This is a genomic window from Streptomyces sp. NPDC002004 (assembly GCF_053593975.1).
In genome coordinates this window covers 1-19,371 of the sequence record NZ_JBSFDP010000025.1, presented here as the reverse complement: position 1 = coordinate 19,371, position 19,371 = coordinate 1, and the positions used below count along the sequence as shown (strand labels likewise).

At 69.4% G+C, this 19,371-nt stretch carries 19 protein-coding genes and 1 pseudogene; 8 read left to right on the top strand and 12 right to left on the bottom strand.

The window, feature by feature from the left end:
• Nucleotides 1-238: 238 nt before the first annotated feature.
• A pseudogene (locus ACWCP6_RS27565) lies at nt 239-783 on the top strand (hypothetical protein).
• On the opposite strand, the gene ACWCP6_RS27560 reads toward ACWCP6_RS27565, so the two are convergent.
• The 5 genes from ACWCP6_RS27560 to ACWCP6_RS27540 form a co-directional block, all read right to left on the bottom strand.
• Nucleotides 740-1,237, bottom strand: coding sequence for a transposase (locus ACWCP6_RS27560; RefSeq protein ID WP_450935270.1), 498 nt, complete (start codon nt 1,235-1,237; stop codon nt 740-742). The pseudogene ACWCP6_RS27565 and the gene ACWCP6_RS27560 sit on opposite strands and share 44 nt — an antisense overlap.
• Nucleotides 1,191-1,532 (bottom strand): transposase, encoded by a 342-nt coding sequence (locus ACWCP6_RS27555; protein WP_450935269.1) that lies wholly within the window; start codon nt 1,530-1,532, stop codon nt 1,191-1,193. Before ACWCP6_RS27555 ends, ACWCP6_RS27560 begins: the two co-directional genes overlap by 47 nt.
• 431 nt (nt 1,533-1,963) lie before the next feature.
• On the bottom strand, nt 1,964-2,764 hold the full coding sequence (locus ACWCP6_RS27550; RefSeq protein ID WP_450935268.1) for a maleylpyruvate isomerase family mycothiol-dependent enzyme: 801 nt from the start codon (nt 2,762-2,764) through the stop codon (nt 1,964-1,966).
• 370 nt (nt 2,765-3,134) lie between these two features.
• Entirely contained in the window at nt 3,135-3,548 is a 414-nt protein-coding gene (locus ACWCP6_RS27545; protein ID WP_450935267.1) for a hypothetical protein, read from the bottom strand.
• Between the two features lie 656 nt (nt 3,549-4,204).
• A complete protein-coding gene (locus tag ACWCP6_RS27540) occupies nt 4,205-4,330 on the bottom strand; it encodes a hypothetical protein (protein WP_450935266.1) in 126 nt (41 codons plus the stop codon).
• 1,231 nt (nt 4,331-5,561) lie between these two features.
• Here ACWCP6_RS27540 and ACWCP6_RS27535 point away from each other — a divergent pair.
• The 7 genes from ACWCP6_RS27535 to ACWCP6_RS27505 all read left to right on the top strand — a co-directional run bounded on the left by ACWCP6_RS27535 (nt 5,562) and on the right by ACWCP6_RS27505 (nt 13,356).
• The gene (locus ACWCP6_RS27535) at nt 5,562-6,797 is read left to right on the top strand and encodes a glycosyltransferase family 87 protein (protein WP_450935265.1); all 1,236 of its coding nucleotides are present in this window, start codon (nt 5,562-5,564) and stop codon (nt 6,795-6,797) included.
• Between the two features lie 181 nt (nt 6,798-6,978).
• The gene (locus ACWCP6_RS27530; RefSeq protein WP_450935349.1) at nt 6,979-7,161 is read left to right on the top strand and encodes a transposase domain-containing protein; all 183 of its coding nucleotides are present in this window, start codon (nt 6,979-6,981) and stop codon (nt 7,159-7,161) included.
• A gap of 932 nt (nt 7,162-8,093) precedes the next feature.
• A complete protein-coding gene (locus tag ACWCP6_RS27525; protein WP_450935264.1) occupies nt 8,094-8,282 on the top strand; it encodes a hypothetical protein in 189 nt (62 codons plus the stop codon).
• Nucleotides 8,283-9,143: 861 nt separating this feature from the next.
• Nucleotides 9,144-9,515, top strand: a complete 372-nt coding sequence (locus tag ACWCP6_RS27520) for a hypothetical protein (protein ID WP_450935263.1) — start codon at nt 9,144-9,146, stop codon at nt 9,513-9,515.
• A 122-nt stretch (nt 9,516-9,637) separates the two neighbouring features.
• Nucleotides 9,638-10,246 carry a carbonic anhydrase gene (locus ACWCP6_RS27515; protein WP_450935262.1) on the top strand — a complete coding sequence of 203 codons (609 nt, stop codon included), beginning with the start codon at nt 9,638-9,640 and terminating at the stop codon, nt 10,244-10,246.
• Between the two features lie 79 nt (nt 10,247-10,325).
• Entirely contained in the window at nt 10,326-11,810 is a 1,485-nt protein-coding gene (locus tag ACWCP6_RS27510; protein ID WP_450935261.1) for a SulP family inorganic anion transporter, read from the top strand.
• A 907-nt stretch (nt 11,811-12,717) separates the two neighbouring features.
• Nucleotides 12,718-13,356, top strand: coding sequence for an SMI1/KNR4 family protein (locus tag ACWCP6_RS27505; RefSeq protein ID WP_450935260.1), 639 nt, complete (start codon nt 12,718-12,720; stop codon nt 13,354-13,356).
• Here ACWCP6_RS27505 and ACWCP6_RS27500 read toward each other — a convergent pair.
• The 7 genes from ACWCP6_RS27500 to ACWCP6_RS27470 form a co-directional block, all read right to left on the bottom strand.
• Nucleotides 13,357-14,287, bottom strand: a protein-coding gene (locus ACWCP6_RS27500; RefSeq protein ID WP_450935259.1) for an IS5 family transposase whose coding sequence is annotated in 2 segments (ribosomal slippage) — nt 13,357-13,840 and nt 13,839-14,287 — 933 coding nt in all. Because the reading frame shifts where the segments join, the coding sequence is not laid out codon by codon here.
• A 93-nt stretch (nt 14,288-14,380) separates the two neighbouring features.
• The gene (locus tag ACWCP6_RS27495; protein WP_450935258.1) at nt 14,381-14,656 is read right to left on the bottom strand and encodes a hypothetical protein; all 276 of its coding nucleotides are present in this window, start codon (nt 14,654-14,656) and stop codon (nt 14,381-14,383) included.
• Nucleotides 14,657-14,791: 135 nt separating this feature from the next.
• Entirely contained in the window at nt 14,792-15,541 is a 750-nt protein-coding gene (locus ACWCP6_RS27490) for a class I SAM-dependent methyltransferase (RefSeq protein WP_450935257.1), read from the bottom strand.
• Between the two features lie 33 nt (nt 15,542-15,574).
• Complete coding sequence (locus ACWCP6_RS27485) at nt 15,575-16,156, bottom strand: class I SAM-dependent methyltransferase (protein WP_450935256.1); 582 nt, start codon at nt 16,154-16,156, stop codon at nt 15,575-15,577.
• A complete protein-coding gene (locus ACWCP6_RS27480) occupies nt 16,153-17,439 on the bottom strand; it encodes an MFS transporter (protein ID WP_450935255.1) in 1,287 nt (428 codons plus the stop codon). The genes ACWCP6_RS27485 and ACWCP6_RS27480 overlap by 4 nt, the downstream gene beginning before the upstream one ends.
• 35 nt (nt 17,440-17,474) lie before the next feature.
• Nucleotides 17,475-17,822, bottom strand: coding sequence for an NUDIX hydrolase (locus ACWCP6_RS27475; protein WP_450935254.1), 348 nt, complete (start codon nt 17,820-17,822; stop codon nt 17,475-17,477).
• Nucleotides 17,819-18,703 (bottom strand): phosphotransferase, encoded by an 885-nt coding sequence (locus tag ACWCP6_RS27470; protein WP_450935253.1) that lies wholly within the window; start codon nt 18,701-18,703, stop codon nt 17,819-17,821. The genes ACWCP6_RS27475 and ACWCP6_RS27470 overlap by 4 nt, the downstream gene beginning before the upstream one ends.
• Nucleotides 18,704-19,371 lie beyond the last annotated feature (668 nt).

The following is a 19,371-nucleotide window of genomic DNA, read 5'->3' as shown; positions in this document are numbered from 1 at the left end:
TTGTACGACCATGGTCGTGCCACACTCCGCAAGGGCAGCGGACGACCACGCAGCCAAAGGGCATGACGGCGCTGCCGGATCGGGCTCCCGGCCTTCGACGTGATCAATAGGTTCCTGACTGTCTCAGAGGTTGTTGTCTTTCCGGGCTTGAGGACTGCGTTCTCGCTGGTCAGGCATAGGGTCGGCGGTCTCGTGGCAGTGGTGACGTGTCGTGTCGTTGCTTTGGTGGAGGTCGAGCATGCCGTCGGTCGTGGGACTGCTGGAACAGCGTGAGCTCACCGCTCGCCGTCGTGTCGACGATCTGCGGGAGGAGGCCGACCGCCTCCAGGCGGAGCTGGCCGTGGCTGAGCGGGAGTGGAACGAGTGGGCCATCGCCCGCTCACGCGTTGGCGAGGTACTGGCCCCGGGCAACGACGCCGTCGTCGGCCCCGCCGCCTCCGAGGGTCTGCCGGCTCCCGGTGTGCAGCCGGCGCGGCCCGAACCGGCGGAAGCGGCGAAGCCGAAACAGTGGTGCCGGTGTGGCGCGCGGGGCTGGCCTGGACGGCGCTGTCGGTGGACTACCAGCGCATCCTGCAGGCCCTCAGCGACCGTAACCGACTCGGTCAAGGAGCTTTGACGTGCCAGGAGATGGCCGCCTGCTTCGGCCTGGACCCCGTACCGGGAAAGGTGGAGGCACTGCGATCGAAGGCCAAGCGGCTGACGGCGCGCGGCTGGCTGATCGAGCCGGCACCTGGCCGATTCACGCTCGCGAAGGACGTGGCCGGGCAACGCGGCGGGTCATGAGCATCGTCATCGACCAGTAGACCATCGCCTCCGCGCTGGCGATGGAACGCTCGAAGTCGCGCACGAGACGGCGACTTCGCATCAGGTGGGCGAAGAACCGCTCGACGATCCACCGCTTGGGCAGCACGACGAAGCCGCGCATGTCGTCGCTGCGTTTGACGATGGCGAGGACCAGGGCGAGGGCCGCGAGGCAGCACTCGACGAGGCTGCCGGTGTATCCGCCGTCGGCCCAGACCAGGGCCAGCAGGTGGTGCGCGGCAGTGACCTGGGTGAGCAGGACCTGGGCCGCGGCGCGGTCGCCCACATCCGCTGCGGTGACCATCACCGCGAGCAGCAGGACAAGGGTGTCGACCGCGACGTGCCGCTTGCGCCCGTTGATCAGCTTGCCGCCGTCAAAGCCGCGGCTGTCAGAGCCGACGACCGCGTCCGCTTTGACCGACTGCGAGTCGATCACGCCCGCGCCCGGCTCCGAGTCCCCGCCCGGCCCGCTCGCGGACCAGGCGGCGGAGCCGGTCGTGGAACTCGCGGACCAGATCGTGGTTGCGCCAGCGCCGGAAGAACGCGTAGACCCGGTCCCACGGTGGGAAGTCGGCAGGCATGGCCCGCCACTTCGTGCCGTTGTCGACCAGGTAGCGGATCGCGTCCAGCATCGCGCGGTGGCAATAAGCCTCCGGTTGCCCGCCCCGGCCCCGCAGCCAGCCCGGCACCGGCAGCGGTGGCCGGACCACCGCCCACTCGTCGTCCGACATGTCGGTGGGATACCGACGCTCGCGCGCCCCGTGGTCTCTGGCGTTCCCGAACCTGTGAGCCAGACAGTCACACGCGAGAGTGGCTGAAGTGGACCCCACCCCCGCGTTGCCGTAGAGATGCGACAAAAGGGCCTCCTGGACCGCACGTTGGCTTCGACACCCTTCGAGCTACCAAGAGGCCCTGCTCTCATGCACGGCAGCCGCCGCAGTCACCCGATCGACTGACTTCTCGACGAGATCGGGACGACGGCAGTCGCGTCGCTTCTCGTGATCGCTGGGACGGACAAATTCGCACTGCCATCCAGGTAGACGGTCGGCTTGGTGACGCCCCGAGGCCGCCTCGCGGGTTTGAGCCCGGTGCCGCGACTGACAACCTGGCGAAGAGTCGTCTCCTACCGGCTCGAGGCGCGGCCAATCGCCCCCGCTACGTCCTACTTCTCCTCCGGCTCCCAGGCGCGGAGCAGGTCGAGCAGCCCTGCGTCTCCGTCAACGTGCAAGGAGTCGGCCTGGATCCGGTCGTACAGGTAGAGGACCAGCTCACTGGCCGTGCCGTGGACGGAGGCGCCGGCTGCGTCCGAGTCTTCGCCGGTCGCGGCGGTGGGCGCGGGGATGCGGGTGATGCGTGCGCCGTCGCCGCCGACGGTGAGGCGCCAGGAGCGGCCCTCGGCGGCGTGGAAGTCGAAGGCCGTGGGCTTGTGCGGCCAGGCACTCGGTGTTGCGCAGACGGTGAACAGGAACTCCTCCACACCGTCGAGTGCCAGCTCGACCGGCAGCGGCTGCGGGGAGCCCCCGGCGAGCTGGGCGTCGTAGGTGTGCACCGCGGTCTCCTGGACCCGGTGCCGGGCGGTGCCGCCGGCGGTCTGCGGTGACTGCGACGCGGGCCACCACGTCCAGCAACCGCTCTCCGGCCCCGCCGCGCGCAGGGCGCCCAGCAGAAGCTGCGTCGACGCGTCCAGCCAGGCCAGCAGGGCCTCACGCTCCTGCGGCACTTCCAGCGCGGCGCGCGCGGCGACGGCCTCGGCCGGGGGAGCGTCGGCAGACCCCGCGCCGACGATGGCGGCCCAGAAACGGTCTCCCCCACCCAGGTGCTTCACCAGATCGAACAGCGTCCACCCGGGGCAGGTCGGCACCTGCGCGTCGAGACCGGGCGCGGCGGCGACCACGGCGCGGAAGGCGGTCGACCGTTCATCGATCAGTCGCAACAGGTCAGGGAACTCAAGATTCTTTTCCACGCCGGATGTCTACCACCGTGCTCCGGTGATCGGACAGCGTTTTTCACAGTCGCCGCCGGTTGGCCATTGCGGACGTCCTCGCCTCCCACCGCTCGGGTGACAAGCTGCGCACTGCTGCGAGGACGCTGGTGTGGCGGTACGCCAGGCGTCGTGCCTGTGGGTGCTCTGGCCTCGCCGTGCGGCCGGGCACCTCGGCGACGTGACGTCCACCCGGTGCGCGCGGTCATGCTGCCGCTCGATGTGATGGACGCGGAGGTCACGACGGCGGGGGAGGACCGGTCGGGTCGGGAGTTCAGGTGACTCCCGTTCGACCAGCACTCCTCAAGTTCGGAACAACAACAGCCACTCAGCCCATGCCCGCGTGCCTTCCTCAGTCCCGTGACGGTTCTTCAGGAGCGTCGTTGGCAGTCTCGCGCTCTGCCCACTCATGCTGGGTCATGGCACGCTGGATGCGGCTGACGACGTCCGTCTTGGATCCCGCGTCCAAAGTCTCCGGAAGCTTGTCGAAGGTGCCGGGAAGGACGTCGAGCAGACCCCAGATCTGTTCGCCGGTCCTGACGGTCAGCAGCAGCTGGCATCTCCACTGTGGCGACACTTCGGGACGGTGGCGGAGCCGGTGTACGAGTGTGGGGAACAAGTAGTGGGTCGCCCCCGCGGAGAGGTGCCTCTGGAGCCAGTCGACCGGGAGCCGCTGGCTGAAGCCGCATGTGGCAGCCTCCTGCGCCAGGCCAAGGAGTTGGCCAGTGTCGACGGCACGGACGGTGTTGGCAAGAGCTGGGGTCATGCCGAGATGATGCCAAGCAGCCCCGCAGGACCGAAAGGACAGCGGGCGCCGTCCGTTCGACGGTCCAGCAGCACCCCGACTGGCCAGGAATATAGACCGAGGTCGGCGGATACAGCAGCCCGGTCTGCGCGGTGTCGGGTCCCGCTGTCATGACGCGCAGGCTTACGACCTGGTCGACTGCGTCTACCCGCACGTCCCGGTCCGCACCGACAGCCCTGCCGCCGCGGCCGTCGTCGCCGCCAGGGATGGCGGCTACTTCTTCCAGCCCCTCCGGCTCTGAACGGCACCGTGGAGGCTGCACGCAGATCTCTGCTCTCACCCGCAGTTTCGAGGAAGTGGAGGAAGTGGCGGAGCGGACAGATCGGGAGTTCGGGATCATCAAGAGCGATCTGACCGCCCTGCGGCTCCAGGTCCGCAACCTTGACCAGAAGGTGGGCAACCTGGATGCGAAGGTAAGCGCCCCTCGCCGAGAAGATCGACCGCAATCAGGCGCAGATCATTGAGCTGCTGGCAAAGATGGTCGGCAGGGACGCCGGCTGAACTTGCTCAATTGAACGACTGCGGCCCGCGAGCACCGGTTTGTTCGCGGGCCGCAGCCGTATGTGTGCAGTTCAGAGGGTTGGGACGCGGACCGGGTTGCCGTATCCCCTGTGCTGCTACTGGTCGTTGTAGAGGCGGTGCCGGCGCGCGGTGACAAGCGTGCGCCAGCGGGTGCGGGCGGCCTGTTCGCTGTCCAGCCACTGCGGCGCCGTGTGGTCTGCGGGGAGGGGGAGGCCGGCCATGAAGGACATGATGTCGACGAAGTAGGCGTAGTCCCCGTTCTGGGGCGGTTCGCGCAGCCGGGAAAGGTGGCGGCAAGTGCGTCGTGGTCGTCGAGGACGGCCTGGTGGAACCGCGCGGCGAGTTTGAGGGTGGGGGTCATGGAGGATAGGTCGGCGATTGTGCTTCCGTCGTCTGCCAGATGCGCCGAGGGCACCTCCAGGTCGTGATATGCCTCGTGCTCAGCGGGATGTCGGATCGCCGTTGAGGTAGGCACGGGCTGCCACGACGAACGGTGGGACCGAAGCCACTACGTGCTCGAACGCCTCTTCCAGCACGCGTCTTTTCTCCTGCCGCTCCTCGGGCGTCGCATCGCTGATCAGAGAACCGGTGTGGCTGTCAGAAGCTTTGACGGCACGTCCGTCACGGCGGGAGTGGCTACGAGAGCAGCAAGGACTTCGGCTTCCACCTTGTGATGCCGCATGACGCAGCGGTTTAAGTCCCCCTGGAGTCGGAGGCGCCCGACCCCAGCCTCGGGGAAGAACGGAGCAGCCGTTGGCGCTAGGGAACGATCTTGCACGTCGAAGGTGACTGACCTCGGGAGCCCACTTCGGGCACGGGTCCCGCCGCGCAGCTGCCAGGTCGCGTTCGTCGAAGCACGGCGCGGGACCGTGACCCGTCCGCCGTCCCGGTCACGGTCCCGCTGGCGAGACGGGTCAGCAGCAGCCGTCCGCGCCGACCGGTGACTTCGTGCCGGTGCCAGTGCCGACATCGTCTGAGCCTGCGCGGGTCCATGTGGGCGAGCCGGACCACTCGGCGGTGGTCGAATGATGAACCAGCCCGTCCTCGGAGGGCTGGGCAGCACTGGTCATGGGGCCACCGCCCCGTGGCGTCGGCACCGCCCAGAGGATCTCAGAGGGCGATATCTGACGTGACGTCGTATCTGTCGTCACCGGATCGTGTGGGACCGCAGCATCCGCGCTGACCAGAGGCCCTGGCCGTGCTGGAGTGTCCCCCGTGAGTGACCGCCAGCCCTACAAGAGCGACTTTGTCGCGCCCGAGTCGCCGGATTAAGGAGCCCCTCCGCGGCTTCGGCGGGCAGGGCGTCTCCGGGCCCCGCCCGCCGATTGGGGTAACCCGGCGGGAACACGGTCCTGCAGCGGACATCCGGCGAGATTCGCTCCTAGGGTTCGGATCGGCCAGAGGTCGTCCGCAGCTCGAAAGGCGTCGCCGATGGAAACCTCCGCTGAACGTATGGCCGGTGGGAAGGCACCGGTCTGGGAGTGGCTGGCAAGCCGGGTCGTGTTGATGCTGATCGTCTTCGGAGTGCTTTCCGTCGCGGGCGGGGACGGCAACGAGTGGGACCTCCCCCTCTACCAGAAGTGGTTCGACGTCTTTCAGACCGGTTCTTTCCCCTCCACCGACGTCGCCTGGCAGTACCCGCCCGCTGCGGCACTGATCGTGCTTGCCCCGGGACTGCTGCCGTTCCTCTCCTACGCCTCCGGTTTTCTCGTCCTGGCCTGCGTCGCCGACGCGGTGGTCTTCGCGCTCCTGGTGCGCGCCGGTCGACTCCCCGGGCGGCGGATGACCGGCGCATGGGTGTGGACGGTCGGTCTGCCGCTACTGGGGCCGGTGTCGTACGGGCGGCTCGACGTGATGGTCACCGCCGTCACCGTCGCCGCCCTGCTGGCGCTTCCGGTGCGCCCTGGGGTCGGGGGAGCCCTCGCCGGACTCGGGGCACTGCTGAAGGTCTGGTCGGCCCTCGCCCTGCTGGGTACCAAGCCAGGCGAAAGCGCCCGTAGGGCCTGGGCGAGTGCGATCCTGACCGTGATCGTCTGCCTCGGCGGATTCGCCGCACTGATGCCCGGCAGCCTGTCCTTCCTCACTTCGCAACGGGACCGCGGCGTGCAGATCGAGTCGCTCGTCGGCCTCGGCTTCCACATCGCTCGCCGGGCCGGCTGGCCGGGATGGGTCCAGAACAGCTACGGCGCCGTGGAGTTCGCCGGCCCCGGCGTGACCGCCGCGGCGTCCTGCGCGCTCGCCCTGAACGGACTGGCGCTGGCCTGGGTGGCGCTGTGGCGGCTTCGGGCACGCACCTTCACCGACTCCACCCCCGCACTCGCCACCCTCGCCGCCGTCCTGCCGTGCATCCTCACCAGCCGTGTGTTCAGCCCGCAGTACATGATCTGGCTCATCGGCCTCGCCGCCGTCTGCGGCACCTGGGGCACGCCCCGCCTGAAACTGCCCACCGCACTCATCCTCGCCGCCAGCGCGGTGACCCTGGTGATCTTCCCGTTCAGCTACACCGAGATCATCGAAAGCACCCCGTACGCCATCGTCCTGCTACTCGTGCGCGACGGCCTGCTGCTAGCAGCCACCTTCCTGATCTGGCGACAGTTGTGGCGCACGACCGTCACCTCCGTCAACACGCGGCACTGGCCGCCTCGGCAACGACACGAGCAGCGGGCCGACCACGGGGCCGCGGTCTAGCGGCAACGCCGTTCAGTCAAGGCGTGAGGCTCGCCTGTCAAGGCCTGTAGGCAAAGCAGCGGAGCTGCCGTAGAAGAGGTCTGTCACTCCAAGACATCCTCACCACTGGAGCTCCGCAGTTGGAACAGGCTGCGATAACGCGGACGGTCGGGGAGCCGCCGGGGCGTTCACGCCTGGCCATATCGGCGAGTTGACCCGGATCGTGCCCTTCGAGATGGTCGATGAGGTACTGGCCGAGACGAAGGCGGTCCAGCAGCGGGTCAGACTGGTGCGGCACGGGCCACCGTGTATCTGCTGCTGGCGGGGGCGTTGTTCGCCGAGCTGGGCTACCGGCAGGTCTTCGACCGGTTGTGCGCCGGTCTGAGGGTGGGGCCTGCGGGCCCGCACCCCGGCCGGGGTCGAGCAGGAGGTCTGGGCACTACTGGTCGCCTACCAGGCACTGCGGACCGCGATGACGGACGCCACCGACAGCGTCCCGGGCACCGACCCGGTCCGGGCCGGTTTCACCGTCGCCCTCTCCGCTGCCCGTGACCAGCTCGTCCTGGCCGCGGGCATCATCGCCGACACCGTGATCGACCTGGTCGGCGCCATCGGCCACCACGTGCTGGCTCAGCTCCTGCCCAAGCGGCGGGCCGCACCAAAGACTGCATCGTCAAACGAGCGATCTCCAAGTACAACGCACGCGGACCCGCCATCGACCGAGCCACCTACAAGGCCACCATCAGCATCGCCATGCTCACAACCGACCCTTGACGCGGCCCAGACCGTCCTAACTGAACGGCTTTGGTACTTAGCTGTTCGGTCCTGTGAGGTTGGGGACGCGGCTGGCGGGTGGCTGGTCCTGGAGAGGGCGGTATGTCGTCACTGGATCGTGTGGGACCGCAGCATCCGTGCTGACCGGAGGGCACGGCGTGTGCGGTAGTTGATCTCAGAACCCCGCCCAACGATTCGTCACTCCTCGTGCAGGTTCGATTGCCCCACGACCTGACCGCCTCATGAGGCGGTCAGGTCGTAACGGTCGCAACTCGCGGGCGTTGTTGACCGTGGGGATAATGGCGCGTATCCATCGCCCCCGGACGTCGAGCCGCTTCAGCAGGTGGCCGGACCGGAAGGAGCGGCATGAGACAGCGCAGACTGGTCACCTTGGGCTTGGCGCTGTGCACAGCCGCAGCACTGGGCATGGCAGTGCCATGTAGCGCCGCAGCCATCCCCAGTCAGTGCTCCTACCTCTCCTCGGCATATCGGCCCACGCTTACGTACGGTGACACCGGTGTGGCGGTCAAGCAGGCGCAATGCTTGAGCAACGTGTGGGGAGGCCAGCCGCCCAAGCTCACCCTCAACGGGGCCTTCGACTCGGTCATGCTGAAGAAGATCGAGTGGATCCAGGGCTGCCACGACCTGCCGGCGAGCGGCGTCATCGAGGCCCGCACCTGGCAGGTGCTCTACCACCCGGCCCTGGACTGTTACGACCCCTATCCAACGTGAGCAAACGATCACCCTTTGCGCTGCTGCACCGATCTTCAGCCCTGGCCCGTCGCACCTTGCCGCCCTCGATCTGGACGGCTGCAGGCAACGTGCCGCCGTCGCAAGGTCGCGCACATGCGCCATGACGCCGGTGTCCGCGGTGACCGGACTGGGAACCCACGAGCACCAGGACGGCGACGCCCCGCAGTCCTGCGAAGCCTCCGCCTCCGGGCCGCGACAGGTCCGATCTCTCCGACATCCGTCCAGTGACCGGCACGGATCTCGACATCGGAGCCGGCCCGGCGGCATAAGACGCGGGCGGCCCCTACCGAACGCCGCACCGCGCCGGCCACGGCATCCGGCTCGGTCGTCCTGCGCTGCTGAGAGGCCCCCGGCCGCACGTCACGCCCCTGCCCCTTTCGCGCGCCGGGGCGTGTCCGAGGCCTGCCGCGCCTCTCCCAAACGCGAGCCCCAGGAGCTTCGCCATGGCCATGGAGGTCTACGCCGCCGTCAGCGCACTCGTACACGCCGAGATCACCCGAGCCAGGGCCCGCCGACAAAGCCCCCGGTCCCGGAGACAGCGGCCGCTCAGTCCGTTTTGCTATGGAGTCCGTCCTCAGCGAGCAGCAGTCACGCAAGCAGCGCGCCTTCATTGCGCCGCCTGACGACACTCCTCGGATGGCCACCGACAGAGCCCACCTCACCCGCGCCCCACAGCTGGCAGCCCCCTCCACCCGGGGCGATTGCTCCCGCAACCGAGGGCACGGTGTTGGCCATCTCACCTTTTCCGCCCATGAGTTCAGCATGCGAGCGAGGCTCGGACCGGTAACGTTTTGGCGTCGGCAAGAGCAAACCGTCGGGGGTCCAGTGGTGATACGGCGAATGGCAGCGGCCATCGTGCTGCTGGCTGCTGCCGTTCTGCTGCACTTCGCCACGCCGCACCACTCCGCCGCGACTCCTCTCGCGGCCTCCGCCATGACCGCGGCCGTCGAGGCGGAGCCCCGCAAGGCTCATGTGCTGACGCACGCGCACACAGGGTCGGAGCACCACGCGGAGACGGCCGAAGCGGTCGCCCGGCTACCCCGTGGGGCCCAGACCCTCACCGAGCGGCCGGCCCTCGACGAGGCGACGGACGACTGCGCCGCGGCCTCCGCAGGCTCAGGTCCCGCCCAGCCCCGTACGGCAAGATGCGCCTGCAACCCGAGCGCCGGTGCGACGCCGACACCCACCAACCTGCAGACGTTCCGCTGCTGACAGGCAGCGTGCTGCCTGCCCACCGACACACCTCTACGCCCGGCTTCCCATGAGCCGCGGGCTTGGTGCAGCACGCCCTCTTCGCGCCCTTTCCACAGTCCACGAAGAGCACGAGGCCGATCATGCAGTCGCTCATCGAGCACGCCCGTACATTTCCCGCCAAGACCAGTGATCAGCAGGAGGAGCTCGCCCGGCTGGCCCGGGGCCAGAAGCCCCAGGCCCTGTTCATCTCCTGCTCCGACTCCCGGGTGATCCCGACGCTGTTTACCGGCGCCCGCCCCGGCGACCTCTTCGAGCTGCGCAACGCCGGCAACATCGTCCCGCGTTACCGACCGCAGACCGACTGCGGCGTCGCCGGCTCCCTGGAGTTCGCGCTCCAGGCCCTGCAGGTGCCGGACATCGTCGTGTGCGGGCACTCGCACTGCGGCGCCGTCCAGGGGCTGATACGCGAGCAGAACGTCCGGACGATGCCGCTCCTGCGGCGCTGGCTGTCCCGGGCCGAATTCCTCGCCACCGGAAACGAGCCGTGGCAGACCCAGGGGCTGGGCGAGGATCCGACCGCCGTAGCCCAGCAGCATGTCCTGACCCAGCTGGAGCACCTGCGCAGCTACCCCTGCGTGGCCCGGCGCCTCGCGTCCGGCCGGCTGCGGCTCCATGCATGGTTCTACACCGTCGAGACCGGCGAAGTCCTGACCTGCGCACCGGGCAGCCGGACCTTCCAGCCCCTGTGACCGAAACGAGCCGACACCCACAGTCCCCTCGTTCCGGTCGCGACCCGCGCGACGTTCCTTCCCCACGAAAGAGAACGCCATGACTCCGCAGATCTCTGCTCTCAGGCGCGCCCTGCGCACCGACCTCACCTCGTCCCTCGTCGTCTTCCTCGTCGCTCTGCCGCTCTGCGTGGGCGTCGCCGTCGCCTCCGGCGTTCCGGCCGAGCTCGGCCTGATCACCGGCATCGTCGGCGGCCTGGTCACCGGGTTGATGCCAGGCAGCAGCCTCCAGGTATCCGGGCCCGCAGCCGGTCTGACCGTGCTCGTCCTGACCGCCGTGACCGAGTACGGGTTGCCCGCTCTCGGCGTCATCGTCCTGGCCAGTGGCCTGCTCCAACTCGCATTGGGTGCGCTGCGGTTGGGTGGCATCTTTCGTGCGATCTCGCTGTCGGTGGTGCACGGCATGCTCGCCGGCATCGGCCTGGTGCTGATTGCGGGGCAGCTATACACGCTCGCCGACCGCAAGGCCCCCGGCAGCGGCACGTCCAACGTGGCAGCGCTGCCTGGTCTGGCGGCCGACGTCCTGACTTCCGGCACGGCGCTCACCGCGGTCGCGAGCGGCGCCGGGGTCATCGCGGTCATGGTGTTGTGGAAGAGGCTGCCGGGCAAGGCGCAACTGCTGCCCGGCTCGCTCGTAGCGGTCGGCGCGGCCACCCTCGCCACAGTCACCTTCGACCTGCCTGTGGCCCGCGTCGAGGTCAGCGGCCTTCTCAAGGCAGTCCAGCCGCCCGGGCTCGGCGAGTTCGGAAGGCTCGCCGACTTCGGGCTGCTGACCACCATCGTTGCGTTCACGCTGATTGCGTCCGCGGAGTCGCTGTTCAGCGCGGCCGCCGTCGACCGGCTGCACGGCGGCCCGAAGACGGATTACGACAAGGAGTTGATGGCCCAGGGCGCGGGCAACACGGTGTGCGGGCTGCTCGGCGCGCTGCCGATGACAGCCGTGATCGTGCGCAGCGCCGCCAACGTCCAGGCCGGAGCCCGCACCAAGGTCTCCCGTGTGCTGCACGGCGCGTGGCTGCTGCTGTTCGCCGCACTGCTGCCCGACGCACTGGGCATGATCCCGACGGCGGCGCTGGCCGGCGTGCTCATCCACGCGGGCTTCAAGCTGCTTCCGGTCAAGGAACTGGGGCCGCTGTGGCGCGAACACCGGGGCGAGGCCGTGGTGCTGGTGGTCACCGCGGGGGCGATCCTGATCACCAACATGTTCGAGGGCGTCGTCATCGGCCTGCTGCTGTCGGTGGCCAAGGCGGCCTGGGAGACCTCGCACGTCCACATCGACATCGACGTCGACGTCGACGGCGCCGGTGGAGGTGCAGTGCGGGTACGCATCCGCGGCCACGCAACCTTTCTGCGCCTGCCGCACATCCTCGACACACTCGAGCAGCTGCCTGCCGACCGGCCGGTCGAGCTCAACCTCGCCGGGCTGCGCTACCTGGATCACGCCTGTATGAGCGCCCTGCAGAACTGGGCCGACCAGCACAATGCACACACGATCCAGCCCGATCCCGCCCACGCCCGGGCATGAGGTAAGGGCCCGTGGGGCGGTGTCCCGGCCGCCCCACGGGCTCCTGGGTGAGATACGCAGTGAACACCCAGCGGTGTTCACCCGCACGCCCCGTCGTACGCCCGCCTGCCGGTGCGGACAGGAACAGCGCGGATACGTGGAGACGGAGAGGCACGTGCTTCAACAGCCACAACGAGAACGCATCGGACGCACTCTGATCACTTCCCGCCTGGTCCGCGGCGCCGCACTGGCCGGCAGTTTGGCACTCCTCCCGCTGGCCACGACGTGCAGCGGGGCGAAAGCGATGCCGCCGCGGACAACAAGCAAGCGAAGACAGGCGCGACTGCTGCCCCCGCGGCTGGGACCGTGGCACCCGCGAAGGCCGAGGTGATCGCCCAGCTCATCGGCTGCAAGCCCAAGATCCGCATCGAGGCACAGGAGCCGCGCCAGGGCCTGTGCCGCACGAATCAGGCGAACTACCTCATCACCACGTTCCCCCAGGAGAGGTACAAGCAGATGACCTGGCTCGACAGCGCCGCCATGTTCGGGGGCAATTACCTCGCAGGCTCCGGCTGGATCGTCAGCGCACAGCCCGAAATGTGGAAGCCGTCGGCAACAAGCTCGGCGGAACCATCAAGCAACTGCACGGCACCGGCCCCACTCCGGCCCGAGCACCTCCGAGGACTTGTCCGGTCGATCACGGCGTGGGACGGGCAGCACGCTTTGGATATGAGGCGTGCTCGTCCGGTCCGGCCGGGATGCTTGCTGAGGTCGCCCTACCGGGCGTATCACCCGCTGTGTTCGGTGGTCACAGTCCTGGCTTCCCATGTTGAACACGGTGGCTGGTCTTTGGGGACCTGCTACCCAGGGCAACGGTGTCAGCCCACACAACTAAGGTTGCTGACCACTGACCTCAAGGGACTTCACCATGGGCATTCATCCCGACGTCGCCGTACTGCTCGACCTCGTGCCGGCAGCCTTCGCAGGCGGCGAGCAGATCGACTGGGCTGCGGCCGAAGTTGCGCTCGGCGCCAAGCTGCCGAGTGACTACAAGGCTCTGCTGGACACGTACGGCGTGGGCGATATCGGAGAGCTCGTCATTTTGCCTCCACTCCCGAGTGATGTGCGCGGGTGGGACGGGTGTCACATCGGAGCCATGACGGACGGCCTGCGTGGGCTCTGGGAGGAGGACGCAGGAGTCCCCGGCGTGACGCTGGGTGCCGATGCGGTCCTGCCCTGGGGTTCTGGAATGAACGCCAACGAGATGGCTTGGCTCATGAACGACCCAGATCCGGACAAGTGGCCTGTCATAGCCTGGCGCCGGCACCACTCGTGGGACGAGTCACCGTGGGCCCTGTTCGACTGCAACATGGTCCAGTTCATCACCCGCATGATGCTGGGCCAGTTCGACGCTTGCCCACTCGGCGATGCTTCGCTCTGGAAGCGGACAGACACGTTCGTCAGCTGGCGAGAGCAACATCGACGGCTCAGGGCCGGATTGGATCCTTCTACAGGCGAGCCCGATCCCTTCTCTCACATGTACCCCATCACCGAGGACTGGCCCTGATCAGGCCCGGAGCCAGATCGCGAGGGCTGCCGCTGTCGCGGTGCCGAGGAAGACGTAGCCGCGTTTGTCGTAGCGAGTGGCAACAGCCCGGTACTGCTTCAGGCGGTTGATGGCCCGCTCAACAGTATTGCGCTGCTTGTACCGATCTTCGTCGAATGCCGGCGGCCGTCCCCCACGTGAGCCCTTGCGTAAGCGGGAGGCCAGGCTGTCGGTCTTCTCCGGGATCGTGTGGCGTATTCCCCGCCGTCGCAGGTACCCGCGGATGGGCCCGTTGCTGTAGGCCTTGTCGGCGGCGAGACTGGCTGGCTTCTTGCGGGGCCGTCCCAGGCCAGGTCTGGGTACTCGGATCTTCTCCAGCACCAACTTGAACTGGGTGCAGTCCGCTCGTTGACCTGGAGTGATGACTAGGGACAGCGGGCGGCAGAGGCCGTCCGCGCTCAAGTGGAGCTTGCTGGTAAACCCACCGCGCGAGCGGCCCAGGCCTCACCTCCCGCACCACCTCCTCCAGTCGGGCGACGAGGCTCGGCCACGGCGTCTCGTCCTGGTGTTCCGACCCTTCGGCCCCCTTTGACGCGGGCGCCGGTGGTGGTCCGGTGCGGGCCCCGGCCGCATGCTGATGCGCGCAGACGATGGTGTATTCCACAGAGATGTCCCAGTCGATCTCACCAGCAGCGTCGGCCGCCGCCTGGACCTGCTGGAGCAGACGTTCCCAGGTTCCGTCACCTGACCACAGGCGATGACGCCCATAGACGGTCTTCCACGGCCCGAATCGCTCGGGCAGATCACGCCACTGCACCCCGGTCCGCACCCGGTGCAGAATCCCGTCGATCACCTGCCGGTGATCCCGCCACCGGCCACAACGACCATTGCTGACCGGCAGGAGCGGCCGCAGCCGTTCCCACTCGGCATCACTCAGATCACCCCGCCCCATGCCCACAGGAACGACTCGGGCACGAACCTGTCACATGATCGACCGGACAAGTCCTAGGCCGCGCGTGTGGCCAGGTAGGGCGTGGCCACCGGGCTAGGCGCGGCCGGGGGAGTGGTTGGGGTGGAAGTCGGCGGGCGGGTGGCTGAGCGGCAGGTCCGGGTTCCAGGCGGTCAGGCACTGGGCGCTCGGTGCGAACAGCGGGCCGGGCGGCGCGTCCAGGGGCCAGAACCGCCAGGCGCCGATGGCTTCCTCGCGCTGCTGCGGGAGGCCGGACCACTGGGTGCCGATGACGGGCGCCGTCACCCGGACGACCTCGCCCACCCGATCCCGGAGCGTGCCCAGCACCCGTACGTCGCCGGGCTCGGCCATGAGGCCGGCTTCCGCGCGGAGTTCGGGGACGGCGGGCCTGGGCGAAGGCCTCGCCCGGCTCGACGGTTCCGCTGGCGAGCTCCCACGTACGGCGCCGGTGCCGCCCGAGCAGGACTCCGTCTGGGACATGCACGATTACGCCGAGCCCCAGCGCGGTGTTCGGCGGAGGCGGCGCGCTGGTGCGGGGCGGCTCGGTACGTGCTGCGGGCGGTGGGCGGCGTACAGCCGGTAGGAGACGCGGTTGTCCGGCATGTCGGAGTCGATCGTGGTGACCGCCTCCATGGTGAGGCCGTGCTGGACCAGGAGGTCCTCCCACAGCTGCGGGGTGAGGACCCACATGTCCACGGGGTGGTCGTCGGTGGTGCCGGGCAGCCGCAGGATCTCGGGCCGCGGGGCCACCTCGGCCGACGGTCCGGTGCCGCCGGAGTTGGTGTGCAGCGCCGAGAAGACCAGCCGTCCGCCCGGCTTGAGGCCGTTGGCCAGGACGGGCAGCAGCCGGTCGGGGTCCAGGTACGGCATGGAGCCGACGGAGTAGATCAGGTCGTACGGGTCGGCGTCTCGCAGGTGGGCCACGGCGTCGGCGCACACCAGGCGCAGGCCCGGGGTGTCCGGGTAGCGGGTGATGGCGCGTTGGTGCTGGGCGGGGGAGGCGTCGACGGCGGTGACGTCGGCGCCCTGGGCGGCGAGGTGGGCGGCGTGCCGGCCGAGGCCGCTGCCGAGGTCGAGGACGCGCAGCCCGGCCACGTCGCCGAAGACCTCGCTGCCGGGGCCGGTGCCAGGGATGCCCCAGTCCCACCGTTCCAGCTCGGGCAGCTCCAGCTTCCGTGCGAGTTGGTGTTTGCCGTAGGTGTTCCAGGTCTCGACGGTGTCCTTCTCGGTGGTCACCGGTCCTCCATCAGATCGCGGGGCGGGCGGGGGTCAGGGGCGCAGGGCGTAGCAGCGCAGGACGTCGAGGTCGGCGGTGTGGAGGGCGGACCAGCCCGCGGTGAGGATCTCGGCCTGAGCGGGGGTGATGCCGAGATCCTGCAAGGGGTCGGTGGCGGCGCGGCGCCCGGCGATCTCGGTGACCACCCAGAAGGTCCCGCCCGGGGCGAGGAGGTGACGGACGCGGTCGAGGAAGGCCGCCTTGTCGCCGATCCACCGGTAGACCAGGCGGCAGGTGATGACCGCGTACGCCGGCTCCGGCAGGGCGCTGAGGTCGTCGGTGGTGATGTCCATGCACCGCCAGACCGGTTCGTGGCCGGACTCGGGGTCCTGGGCGGCGGCGAGCGCAACGGCACTGGGGGAGCAGTCGATGCCGGTCGTGAGGTAGCCGAGCTCGGCGAGGCGCCGGGTGAGAGAGCCGTCGCCGCAGCCGATGTCGAGGGCCGGGCGGTCGCGGCCGGGGCCGAGTTGGTCTTCCAGCAGCCGGTTCTCGGTGTCGTCGAGCTGCCGGTAGCGGCGGCCCTGGGACCAGAGCCGCTCCCAGTAGGTCGCGGCAGAGGTGGACGCGGTGGTCACGAAGAGGCTCCTTCACGGGCGGGCGGCACGGCCACGCGGGCGGGGATCTCCCGCAGCGCGCGGATGGGGGAGGCCAGCAGCAGGACGACGGGCACGACCTGGATGAGCGCGCCGACGGCCAGAGTGGCCCGGACGTCGAGGACGAGGACCAGGCCGCCGGCGGTGGCTGCGGCGAGCGGGCGGGCCCCTGCGGCGAGCGTGGTGCTGACGGACTGCATCCGGCCCTGGAAGGCGGGGTCGCACACGGCCTGACGCAGGGATCGCTGACTGGTCCCCGACGCCGTTACCCAGAACAGCTGCCCAGCCAGAGTGGCGGCCAGGACGATCTGCCACCGCAGTCCGGGCCCGGCACACAGCAGGGGCACCTGGGCGAGGGGACTGACCGCGAACCCCACGATGATCGTGGGACCGATGCCGATCCGGGCGGCGATCCTCGGCGCGAGCAACGCACCGGCCACGCCGCCGGCACCGCCGATGCCCATGATCATGCCGAACGCGGACGGGGAGGCTCCGAGCCGGGCCAGAAGGTAGTACGCCCAATAGGTGTTCATGATCGCCAAGCCGAAGGAGAGGGTCGACAGGGCGGCGATCACGGTGCGGATCGTGGGCTGCCGGGCCACGTAGCGCACGCCGTCGGCGATGCCCCGCGCCAGGCTCGTGTGGGCCGCGTTCGGCACGGTGGGGGTCTCGGGGACGCGCATGCGCCAGATGAGCACCGCGGAGACGAGGAAGGACAGGGCGTCGGCGAGGACGGAGCGGGCGGGGCCGACGGCGCCGACCAGGGCGGCACCGGCGTTGGTGCCGGCGCTGTCGGCCACCGAGGATGCTGCGCCGATCTTCGCGTTCGCGTCGTGGAGCTGGTCCGGACTGACGAGGGCCGGCAGGAGGCTGATCGCCGCGGCGTCGTGCACCACCTTTGCCGCCCCGAGCACGATCGCGACCGCGCACAGCTGCCCGACGGTGAGCGCCCCGGCGAGGGCGGCGGCCGGAATGGTCACTAGCGCGCTGGCTGCCACCAGGTCCGATGCGATCAGCTGGGGCCGCTTGGGATGTCGGTCGGACAGGGCCCTGGCCCACAGCGCGACCGCGTTCGGAAGCTGTCCGAAAAACGCGAGCACGGCGACCTCGGTGGTGGACGCGCGCAGCTCCAGCACGGCCAGCGCGGGCAGGACGACGGTGCTCACCGCCGACCCTGACAGGGTTACGGCCTCGCTGCCGAGCAAGAACCTGAAGACGGGCCTCGACCACGCGGTGGTCTTCGCGGCCCGGGCGGCGACCGTCACGGCGTCTCACCCCTCGCCCGTCAGTTCCGGGGCGATCACGATGGCGTACCGGAGTCCGGCGGCGAAGTGGCGCAGGATCTCGTGGGTGAAGGGGTGGCAGTCCTCGGGCGGGCGAGCGGGATCGGCCCATCCGCTGCGTGCAAGTGGACCAGCAGGCAGAACTCGAGCCGCTCCGGGGCGATGCGGATGCCAGTCTCCTCGGCGAGCTCGCGTGCGGCGCCGTCGTCGAAGAACTCGTTGGCTCGAAGCCGGCCGCCGACGACGGTGAGCAGCCCGGGGGAGTGCCACGAGTGGTGCTGGTGCCGGACGGTGAGTACCCGGCCGTCGACGGGGTGCTGGGGCAGGACCATGACGTGCGCGATGCTCCGGTGGACGTCGCTCACGGCCGGTCCTCCCTCATGAGCCGGTCCAGGGTCCGCCGGCCCCGGGCGGTGACCTCGGGATGGCCGTTGTCCGGGCCCCAGGCCAGGCAGTTGACCGTGTCCAGCGCGGTCAGGCAGCGCAGCGCTTGCCGCTCGGCGTCGGTGAGCGCTCGCCCGTACGACTGGAGGAACGCCTGCTCGCGGTCGGGGTGGTCGAGCCACTCGGTGACGGCGAGGATGACGAGGTCCTGCACGCGAGTGGCCGGTCGGGTTCGCTCGAAGTCGACGAGCGCGAGTTCTGTCGCACACCACAGCCAGTTCCTCGGCTGGTTGTCGCCGTGGATGTATCCGAGCGGCACCGGGCCGACGCGGCGGAGTTGGGCAGCGTAGTCGCGGACCAACTGCTGCTCGCCCGCGGTGAGCCGGTCCCCGGCGCGGCCCAGGTACTTCTCCGCGCCGTCGGCCGCGGCCTCCAGAGCCTCTTCGGGCTCCGCCCGGTCGGAGCGGTCGAGTTCACCGGCTTCGTGGAGCCGGGCACACAGCACGCCCGCCTGCGAGTGCACGGCCCGCCACGCGGCGGAGTCCAGTCCCAGCCCTGAGGCCGGAGCGCCGGGCGCGATGGTGAGCAGCAAGGCCAGGTCGTCCGCGCGGCTGTCGAGGAGCTGGGGCGCCCGGCTGTGTCCGAGCGTGGGAACGACGTGGCGGTAGGCCCTGGTCTCGCGGCTGAAGAACTTCACCGAAGGTGAGACCTTCACGTACCAGCGGGCCCCGCCCTCGCCGGCCAGCTCCCACACCCGGGAGCGGTGCCAGTCGTGTGAGGCGTCGCGTACGGCCACGACCGGCCCGGTTCGCTGCTCCGCCCAGTTCTGCACCGTCGCGGGAGGGGGTTTCGTCTGCCTCACGCCGTGCACCTCGCACTCTGGCGCGGAACGGTCAAGGAACGGTCGGCTCGGCCATCGGCGGTGGCAAATGGAGGCGCAGTTGCCTGCTGTTCGTTTCTCACGGGTGAGGTCAACGTGGGTCCCCCTAGACGGTCGTGCGGCTTGGTCGTGAGGCTCAACGACCCGGCCGCGCTATCGAACTGGTGTATTTGAGCCGGTTCTGGAATCCCGAGATGGAGCGGGCGGCGGCGGGTGGAAGATGCACGGATCCAGCCCCTGTAACAGGTACGGAAGGCAGAGTGGTTGGCCGAATCGCCGACGGTGATGGGCCGACCGACACCACGCTGGTCGACGCGGCGATGTGCGAGCTCAGGGAGGAGAGCGGCATCGACCCCTGCAAGTCACCCCGGTCTTGCCGACTCTCTCTTACGACGAGTACGGCAAGGTGCCAACCAGGTCTGAGAAGGACGAGCTGGAGCATTGCCACCTGGCCATCGGGACGCCCTTCACGACGGACCATGCCAGCGGCCAGCGTGTACGAACGTCCGTTCGCACGGCTGGTGTTGAGTGAATTTGGCTCTGGGTTGGGAGGTCGCTGCGCTGGCGTCGGCGCCTGCCCGACGTGGTCGTCGGGGCTCGGAGTACGGGTCCGTGGCCGTGACCACACGGGACGAGCCGATGCGGACGTT